This window comes from Pseudomonas amygdali (assembly GCF_002699855.1).
Classification (GTDB): Bacteria; Pseudomonadota; Gammaproteobacteria; order Pseudomonadales; family Pseudomonadaceae; genus Aquipseudomonas; species Aquipseudomonas amygdali.
The window spans coordinates 1-20,315 of sequence record NZ_LKBW01000266.1 but is presented as its reverse complement, the minus strand read 5'-3'; the positions used below and the strand labels follow the sequence as shown (position 1 = coordinate 20,315).

At 57.7% G+C, this 20,315-nt stretch carries 17 protein-coding genes; 16 read left to right on the top strand and 1 reads right to left on the bottom strand.

Annotated elements, in window-relative coordinates:
* Nucleotides 1-67: 67 nt before the first annotated feature.
* The 8 genes from dnaE to ispD all read left to right on the top strand — a co-directional run bounded on the left by dnaE (nt 68) and on the right by ispD (nt 11,529).
* Complete coding sequence (dnaE, locus tag AO277_RS17180) at nt 68-3,589, top strand: DNA polymerase III subunit alpha (protein ID WP_004666023.1); 3,522 nt, start codon at nt 68-70, stop codon at nt 3,587-3,589.
* A gap of 128 nt (nt 3,590-3,717) precedes the next feature.
* Nucleotides 3,718-4,665 carry an acetyl-CoA carboxylase carboxyl transferase subunit alpha gene (gene accA / locus AO277_RS17175; protein ID WP_002554714.1) on the top strand — a complete coding sequence of 316 codons (948 nt, stop codon included), beginning with the start codon at nt 3,718-3,720 and terminating at the stop codon, nt 4,663-4,665.
* 152 nt (nt 4,666-4,817) lie between these two features.
* Nucleotides 4,818-6,155: a tRNA lysidine(34) synthetase TilS gene (tilS, locus tag AO277_RS17170; RefSeq protein WP_044317348.1), complete on the top strand. Its 1,338-nt coding sequence runs from the start codon at nt 4,818-4,820 to the stop codon at nt 6,153-6,155.
* 263 nt (nt 6,156-6,418) lie between these two features.
* A complete protein-coding gene (gene pyrG, locus AO277_RS17165; RefSeq protein WP_002554712.1) occupies nt 6,419-8,050 on the top strand; it encodes a CTP synthase in 1,632 nt (543 codons plus the stop codon).
* A gap of 14 nt (nt 8,051-8,064) precedes the next feature.
* Nucleotides 8,065-8,910: a 3-deoxy-8-phosphooctulonate synthase gene (kdsA, locus tag AO277_RS17160; RefSeq protein ID WP_004666021.1), complete on the top strand. Its 846-nt coding sequence runs from the start codon at nt 8,065-8,067 to the stop codon at nt 8,908-8,910.
* A gap of 139 nt (nt 8,911-9,049) precedes the next feature.
* Complete coding sequence (gene eno / locus AO277_RS17155; RefSeq protein WP_004666020.1) at nt 9,050-10,336, top strand: phosphopyruvate hydratase; 1,287 nt, start codon at nt 9,050-9,052, stop codon at nt 10,334-10,336.
* A 190-nt stretch (nt 10,337-10,526) separates the two neighbouring features.
* Nucleotides 10,527-10,805, top strand: coding sequence for a cell division protein FtsB (gene ftsB, locus AO277_RS17150; RefSeq protein WP_002554710.1), 279 nt, complete (start codon nt 10,527-10,529; stop codon nt 10,803-10,805).
* Between the two features lie 13 nt (nt 10,806-10,818).
* Nucleotides 10,819-11,529, top strand: a complete 711-nt coding sequence (gene ispD, locus AO277_RS17145) for a 2-C-methyl-D-erythritol 4-phosphate cytidylyltransferase (protein ID WP_044317349.1) — start codon at nt 10,819-10,821, stop codon at nt 11,527-11,529.
* Here ispD and AO277_RS17140 read toward each other — a convergent pair whose 3' ends face one another.
* Nucleotides 11,530-12,420, bottom strand: coding sequence for a LysR family transcriptional regulator (locus tag AO277_RS17140; protein ID WP_170947352.1), 891 nt, complete (start codon nt 12,418-12,420; stop codon nt 11,530-11,532). It abuts the gene before it with no gap.
* A gap of 110 nt (nt 12,421-12,530) precedes the next feature.
* Here AO277_RS17140 and AO277_RS17135 point away from each other — a divergent pair, with 110 nt between their 5' ends.
* The 8 genes from AO277_RS17135 to rpoS all read left to right on the top strand — a co-directional run bounded on the left by AO277_RS17135 (nt 12,531) and on the right by rpoS (nt 19,746).
* Nucleotides 12,531-13,643, top strand: coding sequence for an S-(hydroxymethyl)glutathione dehydrogenase/class III alcohol dehydrogenase (locus AO277_RS17135; RefSeq protein WP_044317350.1), 1,113 nt, complete (start codon nt 12,531-12,533; stop codon nt 13,641-13,643).
* 75 nt (nt 13,644-13,718) lie between these two features.
* A complete protein-coding gene (gene fghA, locus AO277_RS17130) occupies nt 13,719-14,564 on the top strand; it encodes an S-formylglutathione hydrolase (protein WP_005733317.1) in 846 nt (281 codons plus the stop codon).
* Between the two features lie 53 nt (nt 14,565-14,617).
* Nucleotides 14,618-15,091, top strand: a complete 474-nt coding sequence (gene ispF / locus AO277_RS17125) for a 2-C-methyl-D-erythritol 2,4-cyclodiphosphate synthase (protein ID WP_002554705.1) — start codon at nt 14,618-14,620, stop codon at nt 15,089-15,091.
* On the top strand, nt 15,088-16,146 hold the full coding sequence (gene truD / locus AO277_RS17120) for a tRNA pseudouridine(13) synthase TruD (protein WP_044317351.1): 1,059 nt from the start codon (nt 15,088-15,090) through the stop codon (nt 16,144-16,146). The genes ispF and truD overlap by 4 nt, the downstream gene beginning before the upstream one ends.
* Nucleotides 16,134-16,883, top strand: coding sequence for a 5'/3'-nucleotidase SurE (gene surE / locus AO277_RS17115; protein ID WP_002554703.1), 750 nt, complete (start codon nt 16,134-16,136; stop codon nt 16,881-16,883). The genes truD and surE overlap by 13 nt, the downstream gene beginning before the upstream one ends.
* A 41-nt stretch (nt 16,884-16,924) precedes the next feature.
* Entirely contained in the window at nt 16,925-17,560 is a 636-nt protein-coding gene (locus AO277_RS17110; RefSeq protein ID WP_002554702.1) for a protein-L-isoaspartate(D-aspartate) O-methyltransferase, read from the top strand.
* 208 nt (nt 17,561-17,768) lie between these two features.
* A complete protein-coding gene (locus AO277_RS17105; RefSeq protein WP_002554701.1) occupies nt 17,769-18,635 on the top strand; it encodes a peptidoglycan DD-metalloendopeptidase family protein in 867 nt (288 codons plus the stop codon).
* 103 nt (nt 18,636-18,738) lie between these two features.
* On the top strand, nt 18,739-19,746 hold the full coding sequence (rpoS, locus tag AO277_RS17100; protein WP_005733320.1) for an RNA polymerase sigma factor RpoS: 1,008 nt from the start codon (nt 18,739-18,741) through the stop codon (nt 19,744-19,746).
* Nucleotides 19,747-20,315 lie beyond the last annotated feature (569 nt).

Below are 20,315 nucleotides of genomic sequence, written 5' to 3'. Positions count from 1 at the left end.
GTTTCATCCCGGGCCCGTTACAATCCTGCCCTTCGTTTTTTGTATTTTCGCGTTTTATAGGATCACCATGCCGGCTTCTTTCGTTCATCTACGCCTGCACACCGAATACTCGCTGGTTGACGGTCTGGTCCGGGTCAAACCGTTGATCAAGGCGCTGACCGGCATGAACATGCCTGCTGTGGCGGTGACCGACCAGAACAACATGTGTTCGCTGGTCAAGTTCTACAAGGCCGCGCAAGGCTCGGGCATCAAGCCGATCTGTGGCGTCGACTTGTGGCTGGCGGGCAGGGATGAAGACGCTGCGCTCAGTCGCATCAGCCTGTTGGCCATGAATGCCCAGGGCTACCGGAACCTGACCGAACTGATTTCCCGTGGTTTTATCGAAGGCCAGCGCAACGGCCAGATCGTCATCCAGCGCCAGTGGGTCGCGCAGGCCAGTGAAGGCGTAATTGCGCTTTCCGCTGCAAAGGAAGGCGAGATCGGCATGGCGTTGCTCGGCGGCAACCCCGGCGAGGCGGACGAACTGCTGCGCGAATGGATGGCGGTATTTCCCGAGCGTTTCTATATCGAAGTACAGCGCACCAATCGCAACAATGACGAAGAGCATTTGCATGCCGCTGTTGCCTTGGCCGAACGCCATGGCGCGCCGCTGGTTGCGACCAACGATGTGCGTTTCATCAAGCAGACTGACTTCGAAGCCCACGAGACTCGCGTTTGTATTGGCGAAGGCCGGGCGCTGGACGATCCGCGTCGTTCGCATAACTACAGCGATCAGCAATACCTGAAAAGCCCGGAAGAAATGGCCGAGCTGTTCAGCGACCTGCCCGAGGCGCTGGAAAACACCGTCGAGATCGCCAAGCGCTGCAACATCGACGTTAAGCTGGGCACTCACTTTTTGCCCAACTTCCCGATTCCTGATGGCATGACCATCGATGAGTATTTCCGCAAGGTCTCGTTCGATGGTCTCGAAGAGCGTCTTGCCGTCCTGTTGCCCAAGGACACCACCGAAGATTACGAAGCCAAGCGTCAGGTGTATGTCGACCGGCTGAATTTCGAGCTGGATATCATCATCCAGATGGGCTTTCCCGGCTACTTCCTGATCGTGATGGACTTCATCCAGTGGGCCAAGAGCAACGGCGTACCGGTGGGGCCGGGTCGTGGTTCGGGTGCCGGATCGCTGGTTGCCTATGTGCAGAAGATCACCGACCTCGACCCGCTGGAATACGACCTGCTGTTCGAACGCTTTTTGAACCCGGAACGGGTTTCCATGCCCGACTTCGACGTCGACTTCTGCATGGACGGCCGTGATCGGGTGATCGAATACGTGGCCGAGAAATACGGTCGCAATGCGGTCAGCCAGATCATCACCTTCGGTTCCATGGCCGCCAAGGCAGTGGTGCGTGACGTGGCGCGGGTGCAGGGCAAGTCTTACGGGCTGGCGGATCGTCTGTCGAAGATGATCCCGTTCGAAGTCGGCATGACCCTCGAAAAGGCCTACGAGCAGGAAGAAATTCTTCGCGACTTCCTCAAGGTTGATGAGGAGGCTGCAGAAATCTGGGAGATGGCGCTCAAGCTTGAAGGCATTGTGCGTAACGTCGGTAAGCACGCCGGTGGTGTGGTTATTGCCCCGACCAAGCTGACCGACTTTTCGCCGATCTATTGCGACGAGGCCGGTGACGGCCTGGTAACCCAGTTCGACAAGGACGATGTCGAGGCGGCGGGGCTGGTGAAGTTCGACTTCCTCGGTCTGCGCACCCTGACCATCATCGACTGGGCGCTCAAGACTATCAACCGCGACCGCGCCAAGGTCAACGAAGAACCGCTGGACATCGCGTTCATCCCGCTCGACGACATGCCGACCTATCAGTTGCTGCAGCGCGCCGAGACCACGGCTGTGTTCCAGCTCGAGTCGCGCGGCATGAAAGAGCTGATCAAAAAGCTCAAGCCCGACTGTCTGGAAGACTTGATCGCACTGGTGGCGCTGTTCCGCCCCGGCCCGCTGCAATCGGGCATGGTTGACGACTTCATCAACCGTAAGCACGGTCGCGCCGAGCTGTCCTACCCGCACGTCGATTATCAGTACGAAGGACTGAAGCCGGTACTGGCACCGACCTACGGCATTATCCTGTATCAGGAACAGGTGATGCAGATCGCGCAGGTCATGGCCGGTTACACCCTCGGCGGTGCAGACATGCTGCGTCGCGCAATGGGTAAGAAAAAGCCCGAGGAAATGGCCAAGCAGCGCGGCGGTTTCATTGAGGGTTGCAAGACCAACAACATCGATCCGGACCTGGCCGGTAACATTTTCGATCTGGTGGAGAAATTCGCCGGTTACGGCTTCAACAAATCCCACTCGGCTGCCTACGGACTTGTGTCATATCAGACCGCCTGGCTGAAGACTCACTACCCGGCACCGTTCATGGCTGCGGTATTGTCGGCAGATATGCACAACACCGACAAGGTCGTGACCTTGATCGAAGAAGTGCGCACGATGAAGCTGCGCCTCGATGCGCCGGACGTGAACACATCGGAGTTCAAGTTCACGGTAAGCGACGATGGCCGCATTCTTTACGGGCTTGGCGCTATCAAGGGGGTGGGCGAGGGCCCGGTCGAGGCGATTACCGATGCGCGTCAGAACGGGCCGTTCAAGGACCTGTTCGATTTCTGCGCCCGCGTCGATCTTAAGCGGGTCAATAAGCGAACGCTGGATGGTCTGATTCGCAGCGGTGCGCTGGATCGTCTCGGGCCGTACTTCGAACTGGAACCCAAGGCCTATCAGGCCAACATTGATCGTAACCGCTCGGTGCTGCTTGCCGCGCTGGAAGAAGCCATTCAGGCGGCAGAGCAGACCGCGCGCAGTCACGACAGCGGTCACGCAGACCTGTTTGGCGGCCTGTTCGTTGAAGCGGATGCCGATGTCTACGCCAATCATCGCAAGACTCGCGAGCTGAGCCTCAAAGACCGTCTGCGCGGTGAAAAGGAAACGCTGGGGCTGTACCTGACCGGGCACCCGATCGATGAGTATGAAGGCGAGATTCGTCGCTTCGCTCGTCAGCGCATCATCGATCTAAAGCCCGCCAGAGACACCCAGACGGTGGCCGGCCTGATCATTGCCTTGCGTGTGATGAAGAACAAGAAGGGCGACAAGATGGGGTTCATTACCCTGGACGACCGCTCTGCACGCATTGAAGCATCCCTGTTTGCCGAAGCGTTTCATTCGGCTCAATCGCTGTTGCAGACCGATGCTATGGTGGTGGTCGAAGGCGAAGTCAGTAATGATGACTTCTCCGGGGGGCTGCGGTTGCGCGCCAAGCGGGTCATGAGTATCGAAGATGCGCGCACCAATCTGGCCGAGAGCCTGCGAGTGACGGTACGCGCCGAAGCACTCAAGGGCGACCGGCTGCGCTGGCTGGGTGATCTGTGCAAGCGCCATCGCGGTGCCTGTCCGATCACAGTGGACTACACGGGGCAGGACGCCCGTGCATTGCTGCAATTGGGAGAAGCATGGCGGATTGATCCCGCTGACAGCTTGATTCAAGCTCTGCGTGACCAGTTCGGACGTGAGAACGTCTTTCTCCAGTATCGTTGAACGTCGCAGGCTCGACTTGCGCTCAACCCTGAATTTTAATTTCGACCTGAACGCGCCGGTTCCGAACAGGAACGGCGCAGACGGATCAACCGGCCGGCCTCTTGGCCGTCGACCCAAGACGGATGCCTATGAACCCGAATTTTCTTGATTTCGAACAGCCTATCGCTGACTTGCAGGCCAAAATCGAAGAACTGCGCTTGGTGGGTAACGACAACTCGCTGAACATCGGCGACGAGATCTCCCGGCTGCAAGACAAGAGCAAGACGCTTACCGAAAGCATCTTCGGCAACCTGACCAGCTGGCAGATCGCGCGCATGGCACGCCATCCGCGTCGTCCCTACACGCTGGACTACATCGAAAACATCTTTACCGAGTTCGATGAGCTGCACGGTGATCGTCATTTCTCCGATGACGCAGCAATCGTCGGCGGTATTGCCCGTCTCGACGGCCAGCCGGTCATGGTTATCGGCCACCAGAAAGGTCGTGAAGTGCGCGAGAAGGTTCGTCGCAACTTCGGCATGCCGCGTCCCGAGGGCTATCGCAAGGCTTGCCGTCTGATGGAGATGGCCGAACGCTTCAAGATGCCGATTCTGACCTTCATTGACACACCGGGTGCCTACCCTGGTATCGACGCGGAAGAGCGCAACCAGAGCGAAGCGATTGCCTGGAACCTGCGCGTGATGGCCCGTCTCAAGACGCCGATCATCGCTACCGTTATCGGCGAAGGCGGTTCCGGTGGTGCGCTGGCGATTGGCGTATGCGACCAGTTGAACATGCTGCAGTATTCGACCTACGCGGTAATCTCTCCGGAAGGCTGCGCGTCGATTCTGTGGAAAACCGCCGAGAAGGCACCGGATGCTGCCGAAGCCATGGGTATCACCGCTGACCGCCTGAAAGGATTGGGTATCGTCGACAAGGTCATCGCCGAACCACTGGGTGGCGCGCATCGTGATCCGGTCGCCGCCGCTGCCTTGATTCGCGAAGAGTTGAGCAGTCAGCTGGCGATGCTCAAGGAGTTCGATAACGATGAGCTGCTGGCCCGCCGTTATGACCGCTTGATGAGCTACGGTCTGTAAGCTGCGTCGCCACGATCGTTCCCACGTCTTGCGGGCTTCTGCCCGAAAGGCGTGGGAGCGAACCGCGCGACACTTCGTTTGTTCGCGAAAGGGCTGGCTTGAGCATTGAACCGTTCAGTGCGTGAATAAGCGAAGTTCGGTGAGAAACACCAATGACCACCTCCACACACAGCGGTCATGACCTTCCTGCCAGGCTCCTTCAGGTTTTGGCTCCCTGGCGCAACGCGCCAACCTGGCATATCGGCTTTTCCGGTGGCCTCGATTCCACGGTGCTGTTGCATCTTCTGGCTAAGCTCGCCAAGTGCGAAAGCCTGCCTGTCTTACACGCCATTCATGTTCATCACGGCCTGCAGGCCGCTGCCAATGCGTGGCCTGAACATTGTCGGCGGGTTTGTCAGGCGCTGGGTGTGGCATTTGAGCTGGTTCGGGTACACGTCGATCCTGGTGCGAGCATCGAGCAGGCTGCCCGGCAGGCGCGTTACACCGCGTTCACTGACAGGCTGGCTGAGGGGGATGTGTTGCTCACCGGCCAGCACCGTGACGATCAGGCCGAGACCCTGCTGTTCCGTCTGCTGCGCGGCGCTGGTGTACGCGGTCTGGCTGCCATGCCCGGTCAGCGAATTCTGGGGCGTGGGCATTTGGTGCGACCGCTGTTGGCAGTGTCTCGTGTCGAACTTGAAGGCTACGCACATCAGCACGGTCTGCACTGGGTCGAAGACCCGAGCAACGACGACTCTCGGTTCTCGCGCAACTTCTTGCGCAGTGACGTGCTGCCATTGCTGACCTCAAGATGGCCTCAGGCATCGATCAGTTTGGCGCGCACGGCGTGCCACCTCGGCGAAGCACAGCAATTGCTGGACGAGCTTGCGGTGCAGGATCTGGCCGGTGCCCAGGCCACGACACCATTTGCCTGGCTTGGTTTGCCGGTGCTGAGCATTGGCCCGCTTGCCGTGCTGTCCGCAGCAAGGCAGCGCAATGCACTGCGCCACTGGCTTGCGCCGCTGACGCGTTTGCCGGATACCGATCACTGGGCTGGCTGGGAGGCATTGCGCGACGCAGCGCAGGATGCCCGTCCGCTGTGGCGGCTTGCCGATGGCGAGCTTCACAGGGCGCAGGGCTGCATCTGGTGGGTGCCCGCTGACTGGGAGTATGTCCGTCACCCGGTAACAGACTGGCCCGACTGCCGCACACCGTTGCACTTGCCGGGCAATGGCTGGGTAAGCCTTGAAGGTGATGTGCCGTGTGGCGCTCTGCAAATCCGCTACCGGCAGGGAGGAGAGGTGATGCACCTCGGCGGACGCGGCAGTCGTGATCTAAAACGGCTGCTAAATGAGCAGGCTGTACCGGTTTTTCTGCGCTGCAGATTGCCGCTGCTCTACTGTGATAATGACCTGCTGGCCGTCGCCAACCTGCCTGGACTGGACGGTTCGCCCAATGAAAGCTGGCGTTTGCACTGGGTTGTACCGACCAGCGACCAAAGTTTGAGCTGAAAGGCCCTTTCAGGTAGACTACGCTCCCTTCTTGATACAACTTCTGTTGGTTCTTTTGAAACAACGCAAGTTGCCGGTTACCAACCAGTGTTTGCTGGGTAATTCTTAAAATGTAGCGCACACCACACTGGCTTCGGCCGGTCGGTTTCAACGCAGCAGTTTCGGGAGTGCACCGTGAATTTTGTCGGTAATCGGGGGCTTCGGCCTTCCTTCGCTATCCCCGGCGGCTCTGACCGCTTTAACGCAGACTTCTAGGGTTTTTCATGACGCGCTACATCTTCGTCACGGGCGGTGTTGTTTCTTCATTGGGGAAAGGCATTGCCTCGGCTTCATTGGCGGCCATCCTGGAGGCGCGGGGACTCAAGGTCACCATGCTCAAACTGGATCCCTACATCAACGTGGACCCAGGCACCATGAGCCCGTTCCAGCACGGTGAGGTGTTCGTCACTCACGACGGCGCCGAGACCGACCTGGACCTTGGTCACTACGAGCGGTTCATCCGCACCACCATGACCCAGAACAACAACTTCACCACCGGCCGTGTGTACGAACACGTCCTGCGCAAAGAGCGCCGTGGTGATTATCTGGGGGCGACCATTCAGGTCATTCCGCATATCACCGACGAAATCAAGCGCCGCATCATCAAGGGTGCAGGCGATGCCGATGTGGCGCTGGTCGAAATCGGCGGCACGGTGGGTGACATCGAGTCGCAGCCGTTCCTCGAGGCCATCCGCCAGTTGCGTTTCGAAGTCGGCGCACGCCGCGCGATGCTGATGCACCTGACGCTGGTGCCGTACATCGCTACTGCCGGCGAGACCAAGACCAAGCCGACTCAGCATTCGGTGAAGGAATTACGCTCCATCGGTCTGCAGCCTGATGTGCTGGTCTGCCGCTCCGACCACCCGATCGACGTGTCGTCGCGTCGCAAGATCGCTCAGTTCACCAACGTTGAAGAGCGTGCGGTTATCGCCCTTGAAGACGCGGACACCATCTACAAGATCCCGGGCATCCTGCATTCGCAAGGCCTGGACGATTTTGTGGTCGAGCGCTTTGGCCTGCAATGTGAGGGTGCCGATCTGTCCGAGTGGGACAAGGTCGTCGACGCCAAGCTCAACCCCGAGCACGAAGTCACCATCGCGATGGTCGGCAAATACATGGAACTGCTCGACGCCTACAAGTCGTTGATCGAAGCCATGAGCCACGCCGGCATCACCAACCGTACCAAGGTGAACCTGCGTTATATCGATTCCGAAGACATCGAAAACCAGGGCACCGGCCTGCTTGAAGGCGTGGATGCGATTCTGGTTCCAGGCGGCTTTGGCCTGCGTGGGGTCGAGGGCAAGATCACTGCCGTCCAGTTTGCACGGGAAAACAAGGTTCCGTATCTGGGCATCTGCCTGGGCATGCAAGTGGCGGTCATCGAGTTCGCACGTAACGTGCTGGGCTGGAAAGACGCCAACTCCACCGAGTTCAACCGTACCAGCGCGCACGCCGTGGTGGGTCTCATCACCGAGTGGGAAGATGCCACTGGTGCAGTCGAAACCCGTACCGAAAGTTCCGATCTGGGCGGCACCATGCGTCTTGGGGCGCAGGATTGCCAGCTTGAAGCTGGTTCGCTGGTACACGACTGCTACCGCAAGGACGTGATTGTCGAGCGTCATCGTCATCGCTACGAAGTGAACAACAATCTGCTGCCACAACTGATCGAGGCTGGACTGAAGATTTCCGGTCGCTCCGGCGACGGTGCGCTGGTTGAAGTGGTCGAAGCACCGGATCATCCATGGTTCGTCGCTTGCCAGTTCCACCCGGAATTCACTTCCACGCCCCGTGACGGTCATCCGCTGTTCAGCGGTTTCGTCAAGGCTGCACTGGCTCAACATCAGAAAAACTCCTGACAGGGACTTCACACATGGCTCAGAAAACAATTCGCGTAGGTTCGATCGAGATCGCCAACGACAAGCCAATGGTGCTGTTCGGCGGCATGAACGTACTCGAGTCCCGGGATATGGCCATGCAGGTCTGTGAAGAGTACGTAAGGGTGACCGAAAAGCTCGGTATCCCTTATGTGTTCAAAGCCAGCTTCGACAAGGCCAACCGCTCTTCGGTGAATTCCTACCGCGGGCCGGGCCTTGAAGAGGGCATGCGTATTTTCGAAGAGATCAAGCGCACCTTCAACGTGCCGCTGATCACCGACGTGCACGAGCCTCATCAGGCGGCCGTGGTTGCTGAAGTGTGCGACATCATCCAGTTGCCGGCCTTCCTGTCGCGTCAGACCGATCTGGTCGTTGCGATGGCGAAGACCGGAGCAGTCATCAACATCAAGAAAGCCCAGTTTCTCGCACCTCAGGAAATGAAACACATCCTGACCAAGTGCGAAGAGGCGGGTAATGATCAGTTGATTCTCTGCGAGCGGGGTTCCAGCTTCGGTTACAACAATCTGGTGGTGGACATGCTCGGCTTCGGCGTCATGAAGCAGTTCGAATACCCGATCCTGTTCGATGTGACACACGCCCTGCAAATGCCGGGTGGTCGCTCCGATTCTGCCGGTGGCCGCCGCGCTCAGGTCCTGGATCTGGCCAAGGCAGGCATCAGCCAGAATCTGGCCGGCCTGTTCCTTGAAGCGCATCCGGACCCTGACAACGCCAAATGCGACGGCCCGTGTGCCCTTCGTCTGGACAAGCTGGAGCCGTTCCTGGCCCAGCTCAAGTCACTGGATGAACTTGTCAAAAGTTTTCCGATCGTAGAGACCGCTTGAATAGGGTTCTCCGGTAAAGTGCCGTTCCCCGTCATTCGTGACGGGGTTGTCGCATTCAGACCTGCCTTTTTTTGCGTCTGACTGCGAGCATTGTTTTCCCAGCTGCGTCGTTTTCGTCAATCTTGGAGTGTTTACAACAATGGCAAAAATCGTCGACATCAAAGGTCGTGAAGTTCTCGACTCCCGTGGCAATCCCACTGTAGAAGCAGATGTGGTCCTCGATAACGGCATCGTTGGCAGCGCCTGCGCGCCGTCTGGTGCTTCAACCGGCTCGCGCGAAGCGCTGGAGCTGCGTGATGGCGACAAGAGTCGTTACATGGGCAAGGGCGTTCTGAAGGCTGTAGCCAACATCAACGGCCCTATCCGTGACCTGCTTCTGGGCAAGGACCCGGTTGACCAGAAGGCTCTGGATCACGCGATGATCAAGCTGGACGGCACCGAGAACAAGGCAAGCCTGGGTGCAAACGCAATTCTTGCGGTCTCCCTGGCAGCTGCCAAGGCGGCGGCTCAGGATCAGGATCTGCCGTTGTACGCGCACATCGCCAACCTCAATGGCACACCGGGCGTGTACTCCATGCCGGTGCCGATGATGAACATCATCAACGGTGGCGAGCATGCTGATAACAACATCGACATCCAGGAATTCATGATCCAGCCTGTCGGCGCCAAAACCTTCGCTGAAGGCCTGCGCTGGGGCACCGAGATTTTCCATCACCTCAAGGCAGTGCTCAAGGCGCGTGGCCTGAACACCGCTGTTGGCGACGAAGGCGGTTTCGCGCCTAACCTGGCGTCCAACAAGGAAGCGCTCGACGCTATTGCCGAAGCCGTCGCCAATGCGGGTTACACGCTGGGCACCGACGTGACCCTGGCGCTGGACTGCGCGGCGAGCGAGTTCTACAAGAACGGCAAGTACAAACTCAGCGAAGAGGGCGAGTACAGCTCCGCCGAGTTTGCCGAATACCTTGCCGAGCTGACGCGCAAGCACCCGATCATTTCCATTGAAGACGGTCTGGACGAGTCCGATTGGGATGGCTGGAAAGTTCTCACCGACAAGATCGGCGAGAAAGTCCAACTGGTCGGTGACGACCTGTTCGTAACCAACACCAAGATCCTGAAAGAAGGCATCGACAAGAAGATCGCCAACTCGATTCTGATCAAGTTCAACCAGATCGGCTCCCTGACCGAAACGCTGGAAGCCATTCAGATGGCCAAAGCTGCCGGTTACACTGCGATCATCTCTCACCGTTCCGGCGAAACCGAAGACTCGACCATTGCCGACCTGGCTGTGGGCACGTCTGCCGGTCAGATCAAAACCGGTTCGCTGTGCCGCTCCGACCGCGTCTCCAAGTACAACCAACTGCTGCGCATCGAGGAGCAATTGGGCTCCAAGGCCGCGTATCGTGGTCGTGCCGAGTTTCGCGGTTGAGCCATAGATGGTAAAAAGACGCAGAGTGCTGCACAGACTCGAGTCACCTGACTTGCCTGCGCAGCTCCGATGCTGACGCTCCGCGGTAATCTGGAGTGATTGAGCCTGGCTTATGTCAGGCTCAATGCCCTCAGTCGTTTGTTGTTCACGTTGGCTCTGCTGTCTTTTTTACTGGGTACCTGATATTTCAATGCGCAGTCCTAACTGGTTGTTCCTCGTCCTGCTCCTGTTGCTGGCTGGCTTGCAGTACCGCCTTTGGGTCGGTAACGGAAGCCTTGCGCAAGTGGCCAGCCTGACTCAGCAGATTGCCGACCAGCACGCTGAGAATGAGGTGCTGCTGGAGCGCAACCGCGTGCTTGATGCCGAGGTCATGGAGTTGAAAAAGGGTCTGGAAACCGTCGAAGAACGTGCCCGACATGAGCTCGGCATGGTCAAGGACGGCGAAACCCTTTACCAGCTCGCGCAATAATCAAGTTGGTGCCATGAAAGACTTTCTTCCTGCCTTCTGGGCAGTGATACCTGCTGCGGGCATTGGTGCTCGTATGGCAGCTGACCGTCCCAAGCAATATTTGCAACTGGGCGGCCTGACAATTCTTGAACACAGCCTGCTTTGCTTTCTCGATCACCCTCGGCTCAAGGGCCTGGTGATCAGTCTGGCTGTGGACGACCCTTACTGGGCTGCATTGCCCTGCGCTAAAGATGCCCGCATTCAACGAGTGGATGGCGGCAGCGAGCGTTCAGGCTCGGTGCTCAATGCGCTTCTGCACCTGCATGCGCAGGGCGCGAGTGACAATGACTGGGTGCTGGTGCATGACGCTGCGCGTCCTAATCTGGCGCGCAGTGATCTGGATAATCTGCTCGGTGAGCTGGCTGACGACCCGGTTGGCGGCCTGCTGGCCGTACCGGCTCGCGATACCCTCAAGCGTGCCGACAGCTGTGGTCGCGTGCTTGAAACTGTCGACCGGAGCCTGATCTGGCAAGCATTCACGCCGCAGATGTTTCGCCTTGGGGCCCTGCATCGCGCCCTGGCGGACAGCCTGGTGTCGAACGTGAACATCACCGATGAGGCATCGGCCATCGAGTGGGCGGGGCAGTCGCCACGCCTGATCGAAGGGCGGTCCGATAACATCAAGGTCACTCGCCCCGAGGATCTTGAATGGTTGCGTCAACGCCGCACTGAGTTCGGCCATTAGCTACTGGCGATACTCATCGCGCATCGCCAATCCTTCTTTAAGATAGTCCACCAGCTTGCGTACCTTGGGCGACAGGTGCCTTTGCTGCGGATAGAGCGCCCAAACGGCAGTATTGGGCGGTTGATGGGCTTCCAGCAATGAAACCAGCGTTCCGTCATTGAGGTGTTTCTGCACGTAATAGTCCGGCAACTGACACAGGCCAACCCCATGTAGCGCGGCATCCAGCACCGCCTGACCGCTGTTGCAGCGCCAGTTGCCCTGTACTCTCTGAGAAAACTCGCGGCCATTCTGCTGAAGTTGCCAGGTATCGCTGCCCCCGACCAGACAGTTGTGGCGATTCAGTTCCGACAGGCTGTGAGGTCGCCCGTAGCGTTCAATGTAGGAAGGCGCAGCACACAGATACATTTGCCGTGGCGCGAGGCGGGTTGCAACCATGCGCGAATCCTGTAGCCGGCCAAGGCGAATCGCCAGATCCATCCCTTCATGCACCAGATCAAGCGTTTCGTTGCTCAGCTCAATGTCGACCCGCAAGTGCGGATACAGGTCCATGAAGCGTGTCACCAGGGGCGTGATGAAGCGCTCGCCATAAGCCACAGCGCAGGTCATGCGCAGCAACCCTTTTGGCTCGCTGGCCAGATCGCCTACAGCGCGCAGTGCTTCTTCGCGGCCGTCCTGCAAACGTTGGCAGTGATGCAAAAAAGTTTGACCAGCCTCGGTCAGCGCGACCTTGCGCGTGCTGCGATAAAGCAAACGGGTTTGCAGTCGTTCTTCAAGGCGCACGATCTGGCGGCTGATGTGTGACGAGGAAACCCCAAGCCTTTGTGCTGCCGCTGTGAACTGGCCACATTCAGCGACCGCAACGAATTCGTCCAGACCTTCCCAGCGATTGATGTGCATGGATTATCCCTGTACAGCATTAATGTTTTGCTTTTAGCCGTATTACTCGCCAATTGGCACTGTACTACACTGCAAACCTTGTTTTTACCCGTCGGAGAAGTTTGATGATCAAGTCGCGCGCTGCTGTCGCTTTTGAAGCCAAAAAGCCATTGGAGATCGTTGAAGTCGATGTCGCCATGCCCAAGGCCGGAGAAGTACTGCTCAAAGTAGTGGCTTCCGGCGTCTGCCATACCGATGCCTACACACTTTCCGGTGCCGATCCCGAAGGGATTTTCCCATCGATCCTCGGCCACGAAGGCGGTGCGATTGTCGAAGCCATTGGCGAAGGTGTCACCTCTGTCGCGGTCGGTGATCACGTTATTCCGCTGTACACCCCGGAATGCCGCCAGTGCAAATTCTGCCGTTCGGGCAAGACCAACCTGTGTCAGGCGATTCGTGCCACGCAGGGTAAAGGCCTGATGCCTGATGGCACCACGCGTTTTTCCTACAAGGGCGAGCCGATTTTCCACTACATGGGCACTTCGACCTTCTCCGAATACACCGTACTGCCGGAAATCTCGGTGGCCAAAATCGACAAACAGGCACCGCTGGAAAAAGTCTGCCTGCTGGGTTGTGGTGTCACCACCGGTATCGGTGCGGTGCTCAACACTGCCAAGGTCAAGCCTGGCGATACCGTAGCGATCTTCGGTCTGGGCGGTATCGGCCTCTCAGCGTTGATCGGCGCGGTCAAAGCCAAAGCGTCTCGAATCATCGCCATCGATATCAACCCGGCCAAGTTCGAGATCGCCAAACAGTTGGGCGCGACTGACTGCGTCAATCCGAAAGATTTCGACTGTCCTATTCAGGAAGTCATTGTTGACATGACCGATGGCGGCGTCGACTTCTCGTTTGAGTGCATCGGTAATGTGCAACTGATGCGTGCAGCGCTGGAATCCTGCCACAAGGGCTGGGGCGAGTCGGTCATTATCGGCGTGGCCGGTGCCGGTCAGGAAATCTCTACCCGTCCGTTCCAGCTGGTGACAGGACGCGTCTGGCGCGGTTCGGCATTTGGTGGCGTGCGTGGCCGCACCGAACTGCCAAGCTATGTCGACATGGCGCAGACCGGTGAAATCCCGCTGGACACGTTCATCACCCATACCATGGGCCTGGAAGACATCAACAAGGCGTTCGACCTGATGCATGAAGGCAAAAGCATCCGCACCGTCATTCATTTTTGAGGAGCAGCGGCAAGCGGCAAGCACGAAGATTTGTTACATGCTTGTAGCTTGCCGCTTGCAACTGGAGGAAGCGACATGCCTTTGGAAAATATTTCCTGCCAGAAAAGCTTCGGCGGCTGGCACAAGCGTTACAAACACCACTCTCAAGTACTGGGTTGTGACATGGTGTTTGCGGTCTATCTGCCGCCCCAGGCAGAGCAGGGCAGCAAGCTCCCGGTGCTGTACTGGTTGTCCGGTCTGACCTGCACCGACGAGAACTTCATGCAGAAAGCCGCAGCTCACCGGCTCGCTGCCGAGCTGGGCATTATTATCGTGGCACCCGACACCAGCCCGCGCGGTGCCGACGTAGCAGACGACCCTGAGGGTGCCTGGGACTTCGGTCAAGGGGCAGGCTTCTATCTCAATGCCACCGAACAGCCATATGCGCGGCATTACCAGATGCATGATTACGTCGTCAGGGAGCTGCCAGCCCTTATCGAAGAGCACTTCCCGGCGTCAGAGGCGCGCAGTATCAGCGGGCACTCGATGGGCGGGCATGGGGCGCTGGTCTGCGCACTGCGCAATCCCGGTCGCTACAGGTCGGTATCGGCGTTCTCGCCGATCAGCAATCCGATTGACTGCCCGTGGGGGCAAAAGGCGTTCTCCCGTTATCTGGGTGAAGACCGTTCGCGTTGGCGCGAGTGGGATGCCAGTGTGTTGATTGGGCAAGCGTCGGAAAAACTGCCTACGCTGGTTGATCAGGGTGATCGTGATGACTTTCTGGTCAATCAGCTCAAGCCTGAAGTTCTGGTTCAGGCCGCCAAGGCTGCGAACTATCCGCTGACCTTGCGGATGCAGCCAGGTTATGACCACAGCTATTTCTTCATCGCCAGCTTCATCGAAGACCATCTAAGGCATCACGCTGAAGCCTTGAACAGCTAACGAGCGCCAAAGCAGCTAGAATCACGCCCTGACTTTTTTCAGGGCGTTTTTTTATGCGTATTGGCCATGGCTATGATGTGCACCGTTTCGCTGAAGGCGACTTCATTACCTTGGGCGGCGTGCGGATTGCACACGGGTTCGGCCTGCTGGCCCATTCCGATGGCGATGTCCTGCTGCATGCCCTGAGCGATGCGCTCCTGGGGGCCGCGGCACTGGGCGATATCGGCAAGCACTTTCCTGACACCGATCCGCAGTTCAAAGGTGCCGACAGCCGCGTGCTGCTGCGTCATGTCCTCAAGCAGATCCACGGCAAAGGCTGGAAAGTCGGTAATGTCGACGCCACCATCGTTGCCCAGGCACCGAAAATGGCACCGCATATCGATGCCATGCGTGCCTTGATCGCTGAAGATCTACAGGTTGAGCTGGACCAGGTGAACGTGAAAGCGACAACGACAGAAAAACTCGGCTTTACCGGACGTGAAGAAGGCATCGCGGTGCATGCCGTTGCGTTGTTGCTGCGCGCATGAATGAACTTGAACTGCTTGGCCCCAGGGCCTACGGCGATGCACTGGGTCGTGCAGCCCTCAAGGCGACTGCCGAAGACTTTCAGGTCGACGAAGTGCTGGACATTCCGCTTTCAGGCGATGGCGAGCATTTATGGCTGTGGGTCGAAAAACGCGGCCTGAATACCGAAGAGGCGGCACGTCGGCTGGCCCGGGCCGCGGGGGTGCAGTTGCGTACGGTCAGCTATGCCGGTCTCAAGGACCGCCAGGCACTGACCCGCCAGTGGTTCAGCATTCAACTGCCGGGCAAGGCCGATCCTGATCTGTCGGCCGCGCAGGACGATACGCTGCAGATTCTCAAAAGCACTCGACACAAGCGCAAGCTACAACGCGGTGCTCACGCAGCGAATGGCTTTACGCTGCGGCTGACGCAACTGGACGCTGATACGGACGCTTTGAACCAGCGCCTTGAAATAATTGCCCGGCAGGGCATCCCCAACTACTTTGGTACGCAGCGTTTCGGTTATCAGGGCGGAAATCTTGGCGAGGCACGCGATTACGCTGCCCGCAAAGCGCTGCCTGAGCAACGTGCGGTGCGTTCGCGATTGTTATCCACAGCGCGCAGCTACCTGTTCAATCGGGTTCTGGCAGCCCGCGTTGCCGATGGCAGCTGGGAAAAGGCTCAGGTAGGGGATTTGCTGGCTTTCACCGACAGCCGCAGCTTTTTTCCGGCGGGCGTTGATGAGTGCAGCGATCCTCGCCTGGCGATTCTCGATCTGCACCCTACCGGGCCACAGTGGGGTGAAGGCCCTTCGCCAGCGGGTGGCGCGACGGCAGAACTGGAAAATGCCATCGCCAATGATGAGTCTGAGTTGCGTGACTGGCTGGTCAGAGCGGGCATGGCGCACGAACGACGCATCCTGCGACTGCCCATTGGGCGGCTGACGTGGCATTATCCCGAGTCTGACATTCTGCAACTGGAATTCGTCCTTCCGCCCGGATGCTTCGCCACCGTTTTAGTGCGCGAACTCATTGATCTGGTGCCGGTTGGGCAGACGGACAGCCCATGCGTATTCTGATATCAAATGATGACGGGGTGAACGCGCCCGGTCTTGTCGCGCTCCATGCGGCGCTGGCGGACTATGCCGAGTGCGTGGTGATCGCCCCTGATCAGGACAAAAGCGGTGCCAGCAGTTCCCTGACACTCGACCGGCCCTTGCACCCACATACACTGGCCAATGGCTTCATCAGTCTCAATGGTACGCCGGCCGACTGCGTGCATCTGGGGATTCATGGGTTATTGGAGCATCAACCGGACATGGTGGTTTCAGGTATCAACCTGGGTGCCAATCTGGGCGACGATGTACTGTATTCCGGAACGGTCGCTGCAGCGCTTGAAGGGCGTTTTCTGCAGCGTCCGTCGTTTGCCTTTTCGTTTTTGTCACGTCAGCCGGATAATCTGGCGACGGCGGCGCATTATGCGCGTTTGCTGGTCGAGGCCCATGAGCAACTCGACCTGCCACCCCGCACGGTACTGAACGTGAATATTCCGAACCTGCCGCTTGAGCATATCCGCGGCATTCAACTGACCCGACTGGGGCACCGTGCCCGTGCTGCGGCGCCGGTAAAGGTTGTCGACCCGCGTGGTCGTGCCGGCTACTGGATTGCCGCTGCCGGCGATGTAGAGGACGGCGGTGCTGGCACCGACTTCCATGCGGTGATACAGGGTTACGTATCGATTACACCGTTGCAGCTGGATCGAACTTATCAGGACGGATTCAGCAGCCTGAATACCTGGCTGGAGGGTCTTCGTTGATGTCGCGCGAGCAGGATGATCTATTGCGTCGCGGGATCGGGATGACCTCGCAGCGCACCCGTGAACGTCTGATCCAGCGCCTCTGCGAAGAGGGTATTTCCAACCAGCGGGTGCTGGACGTCATTCGCAAGACGCCCCGGCATCTGTTTGTCGATGAAGCGCTGGCGCATCGCGCTTATGAAGACACAGCGCTGCCCATCGGCCACAACCAGACGATTTCCCAGCCTTACATGGTCGCGCGGATGAGCGAGCTGCTATTGGCAGCAGGTCCGCTGGACAAGGTCATGGAGATCGGTACAGGGTCGGGCTACCAAACCGCGGTGCTGGCGCAGCTGGTGGAGCGTGTATTTTCGGTCGAGCGTATCAAAGTCCTTCAGGACCGCGCCAAGGAGCGTCTGGTCGAGCTCAATCTGCGTAATGTGGTTTTCCGCTGGGGCGACGGCTGGGAAGGCTGGCCTGCTCTGGCACCTTATAACGGCATCATCGTCACGGCAGTGGCAACCGACGTACCGCAGGCGCTGCTTGATCAACTGGCACCTGGAGGTCGGCTGGTCATACCGGTGGGTTCGGGAGAGGTTCAGCAATTGATGCTGATCATCCGTGAAGAAAACGGTTTTTCCCGGCACGTACTGGGGGCTGTGCGCTTCGTGCCACTGCTCAACGGGCCAATCGCGTGAAGATTGTCTGCGGTAAACAGTGAATTCTGGCTTCAGTCATTGGTCTACAGCGCGCGGCCCGGAATGTTGAATGGCCTGATGGCATCATTCCATGTAGCTGATTGATACATAACAACGTTTTTTCAACGGTTAATCACTGGCTGCCCGTCGCTATTACGGCACAATAGGCATCTTTTTTGAATTCAGTCACCAGTAAAGGGAGTGGCGGGTGAGTCTCACAGTCATTCAGCAGCTCAGGTCTTCAAGAAGTTATCAGCGTCTGGTGATTGGCATTGCTCTCAGTGTCCTTTTGGTCGGCTGCTCCAGCACGCCTTCAGGCGGTGTTCGTGTCGTTGATCGTAACGGTAATGCCGTTGCCCAGCGCCCGACGGTAACCACCGGCCAATACGTGGTCAGGCGCGGTGACACGCTTTTTTCTATTGCATTCCGTTACGGCTGGGACTGGAAAGCGCTGGCTGCCCGTAATCAGATCCCCGAGCCGTTTACCATCAAGCCAGGTCAGACAATTCGCTTTGACGGGCGCTCCTCTTCAACGCAGGACGTAGCGTCGACTTCTGGCGCAGGACGTCCCGTGACCTCTACATCAACCAGCACCAGCAGTTCCGGGTCCGTCAAAACTACGGTTATTTCCAAGCCTGTTGCGGTTGTACCTGTGGTAATACCTCCTTCTGCGACCACCGGGACAGGCCCGGCCGGCAAGTCTCCGACGGGTTGGACCTGGCCTTCAAGTGGCATTTTGATAGGAAAATTTTCCTCAAACGGCAGTTTGAATAAAGGAATTGATATCGCTGGTGATTTGGGACAGCCTGTTTTGGCAGCGTCTGATGGTTCAGTTGTTTACGCCGGAAGTGGATTACGGGGCTACGGCGAATTGATCATCATCAAACACAGCGATACCTACGTCAGTGCCTACGGTCATAATCGCAGGCTTTTGGTACGGGAAGGTCAACAGGTCAAGGCAGGGCAAACGATTGCCGAGATGGGGTCAACAGGAACTGACCGGGTGAAACTGCATTTTGAGATTCGCCGCCAAGGGAAACCTGTAGATCCATTGGGATTTTTGCCTCGTCGTTGATAGTTGCCAGCCTGTTCCGGGCGTATTAGGAACAGGCTCAAGTGTTGCCATGGAATCAGGCGATACTGGAGCTTGAGGTCGAACTCACCAAAGGACTAAAACAATGGCTCTTGGCAACGAAGCGCCGGAGTTTGACATCGATGATGAAGTGCTCCTTATGGAAGCCGGCATTGTCCTGAAGGAAGCGTCAAACGAGAAGCAGCCACCCGCTGCCTCCGGACGCGCCAAGGTCAAGCATTCAACATCGCTCAAACAACACAAGTACATTGACTACACGCGGGCGCTTGATGCTACCCAGCTGTACCTCAATGAAATCGGTTTTTCTCCTCTACTATCCCCGGAAGAAGAAGTTCATTTTGCGCGTCTGTCGCAAAGTGGAGACCCGGCCGGGCGCAAACGCATGATTGAAAGCAATCTGCGTCTGGTAGTTAAAATTGCCAGACGTTATGTCAATCGTGGGCTGTCATTGCTTGACCTGATCGAGGAGGGCAACCTGGGGTTGATTCGGGCGGTTGAAAAATTCGACCCTGAACGCGGCTTTCGTTTTTCCACCTACGCCACCTGGTGGATTCGCCAGACCATCGAACGCGCGATCATGAATCAGACCCGGACCATCCGGCTGCCGATTCACGTCGTCAAGGAGCTGAATGTTTATCTGCGCGCGGCCCGAGAGCTGACCCAGAAGCTGGATCATGAACCTTCTCCCGAAGAAATCGCCAATCTGCTGGAAAAACCGGTAGGTGAGGTCAAGCGCATGCTCGGTCTCAACGAGCGTGTCTCGTCGGTGGACGTCTCGCTGGGGCCTGATTCGGACAAGACGCTGCTCGACACCTTGACCGACGATCGTCCGACCGACCCCTGTGAGCTGCTGCAGGACGATGATCTGTCCCAGAGCATCGATCAATGGTTGTCTGAGTTGACCGAGAAGCAACGGGAGGTTGTCATCCGTCGCTTTGGCTTGCGCGGACATGAAAGCAGCACACTTGAAGATGTAGGGCTTGAGATCGGTCTGACGCGTGAGCGGGTCAGGCAGATTCAGGTTGAAGGGCTCAAGCGCCTGCGTGAGATCCTTGAAAAAAACGGCTTGTCCAGCGAGTCTCTCTTCCAGTAACCAGCCCCTCGTAATGTCAATCCAGGGCCGATATAACACAGAGTGTGTATATCGGCCTTTTTATATGTCTTTCGTTATTTGAATGTCGTAGGTCAATGCGCCTGCTCGGCCTTTCAGCTTTCAAAGCCTGTAAGTCATTGCGTACGGTTGCTGTAAGTCATTCAGGTAACAACAGTGAGGCTTGTCGCCAAACAGCTGTGTTTACGGATTTAACACGTTGTTTTAAATAGAGATTATATTTTTAAGGTGATTGACATGGAAATATCCTGGAGCGTTTGAGGTGTTGCTCTGCGGGTTTAAATCTCTAATATCGAAGCTGTGCCAACGGACAGGCACAGGCCATCAAGGATGACGGACAAGGACATCGCAGGATGCGATTCATCAGGATGATGACAACGGAATACAGGGATCAGGGATAAAATGTGGGCGGGTCATACCGCCCCTTTTTTTATCTGCAGAAAACCGGACAGATTCAACAAAAAAGGGTATCCGTCCGGGGAGTATCAGTTTTTTTGTGTTCGGGCTGGTTAGGGCCTGCCGTCAGGCAGGCCCTTGTTTTACCAGCTCGG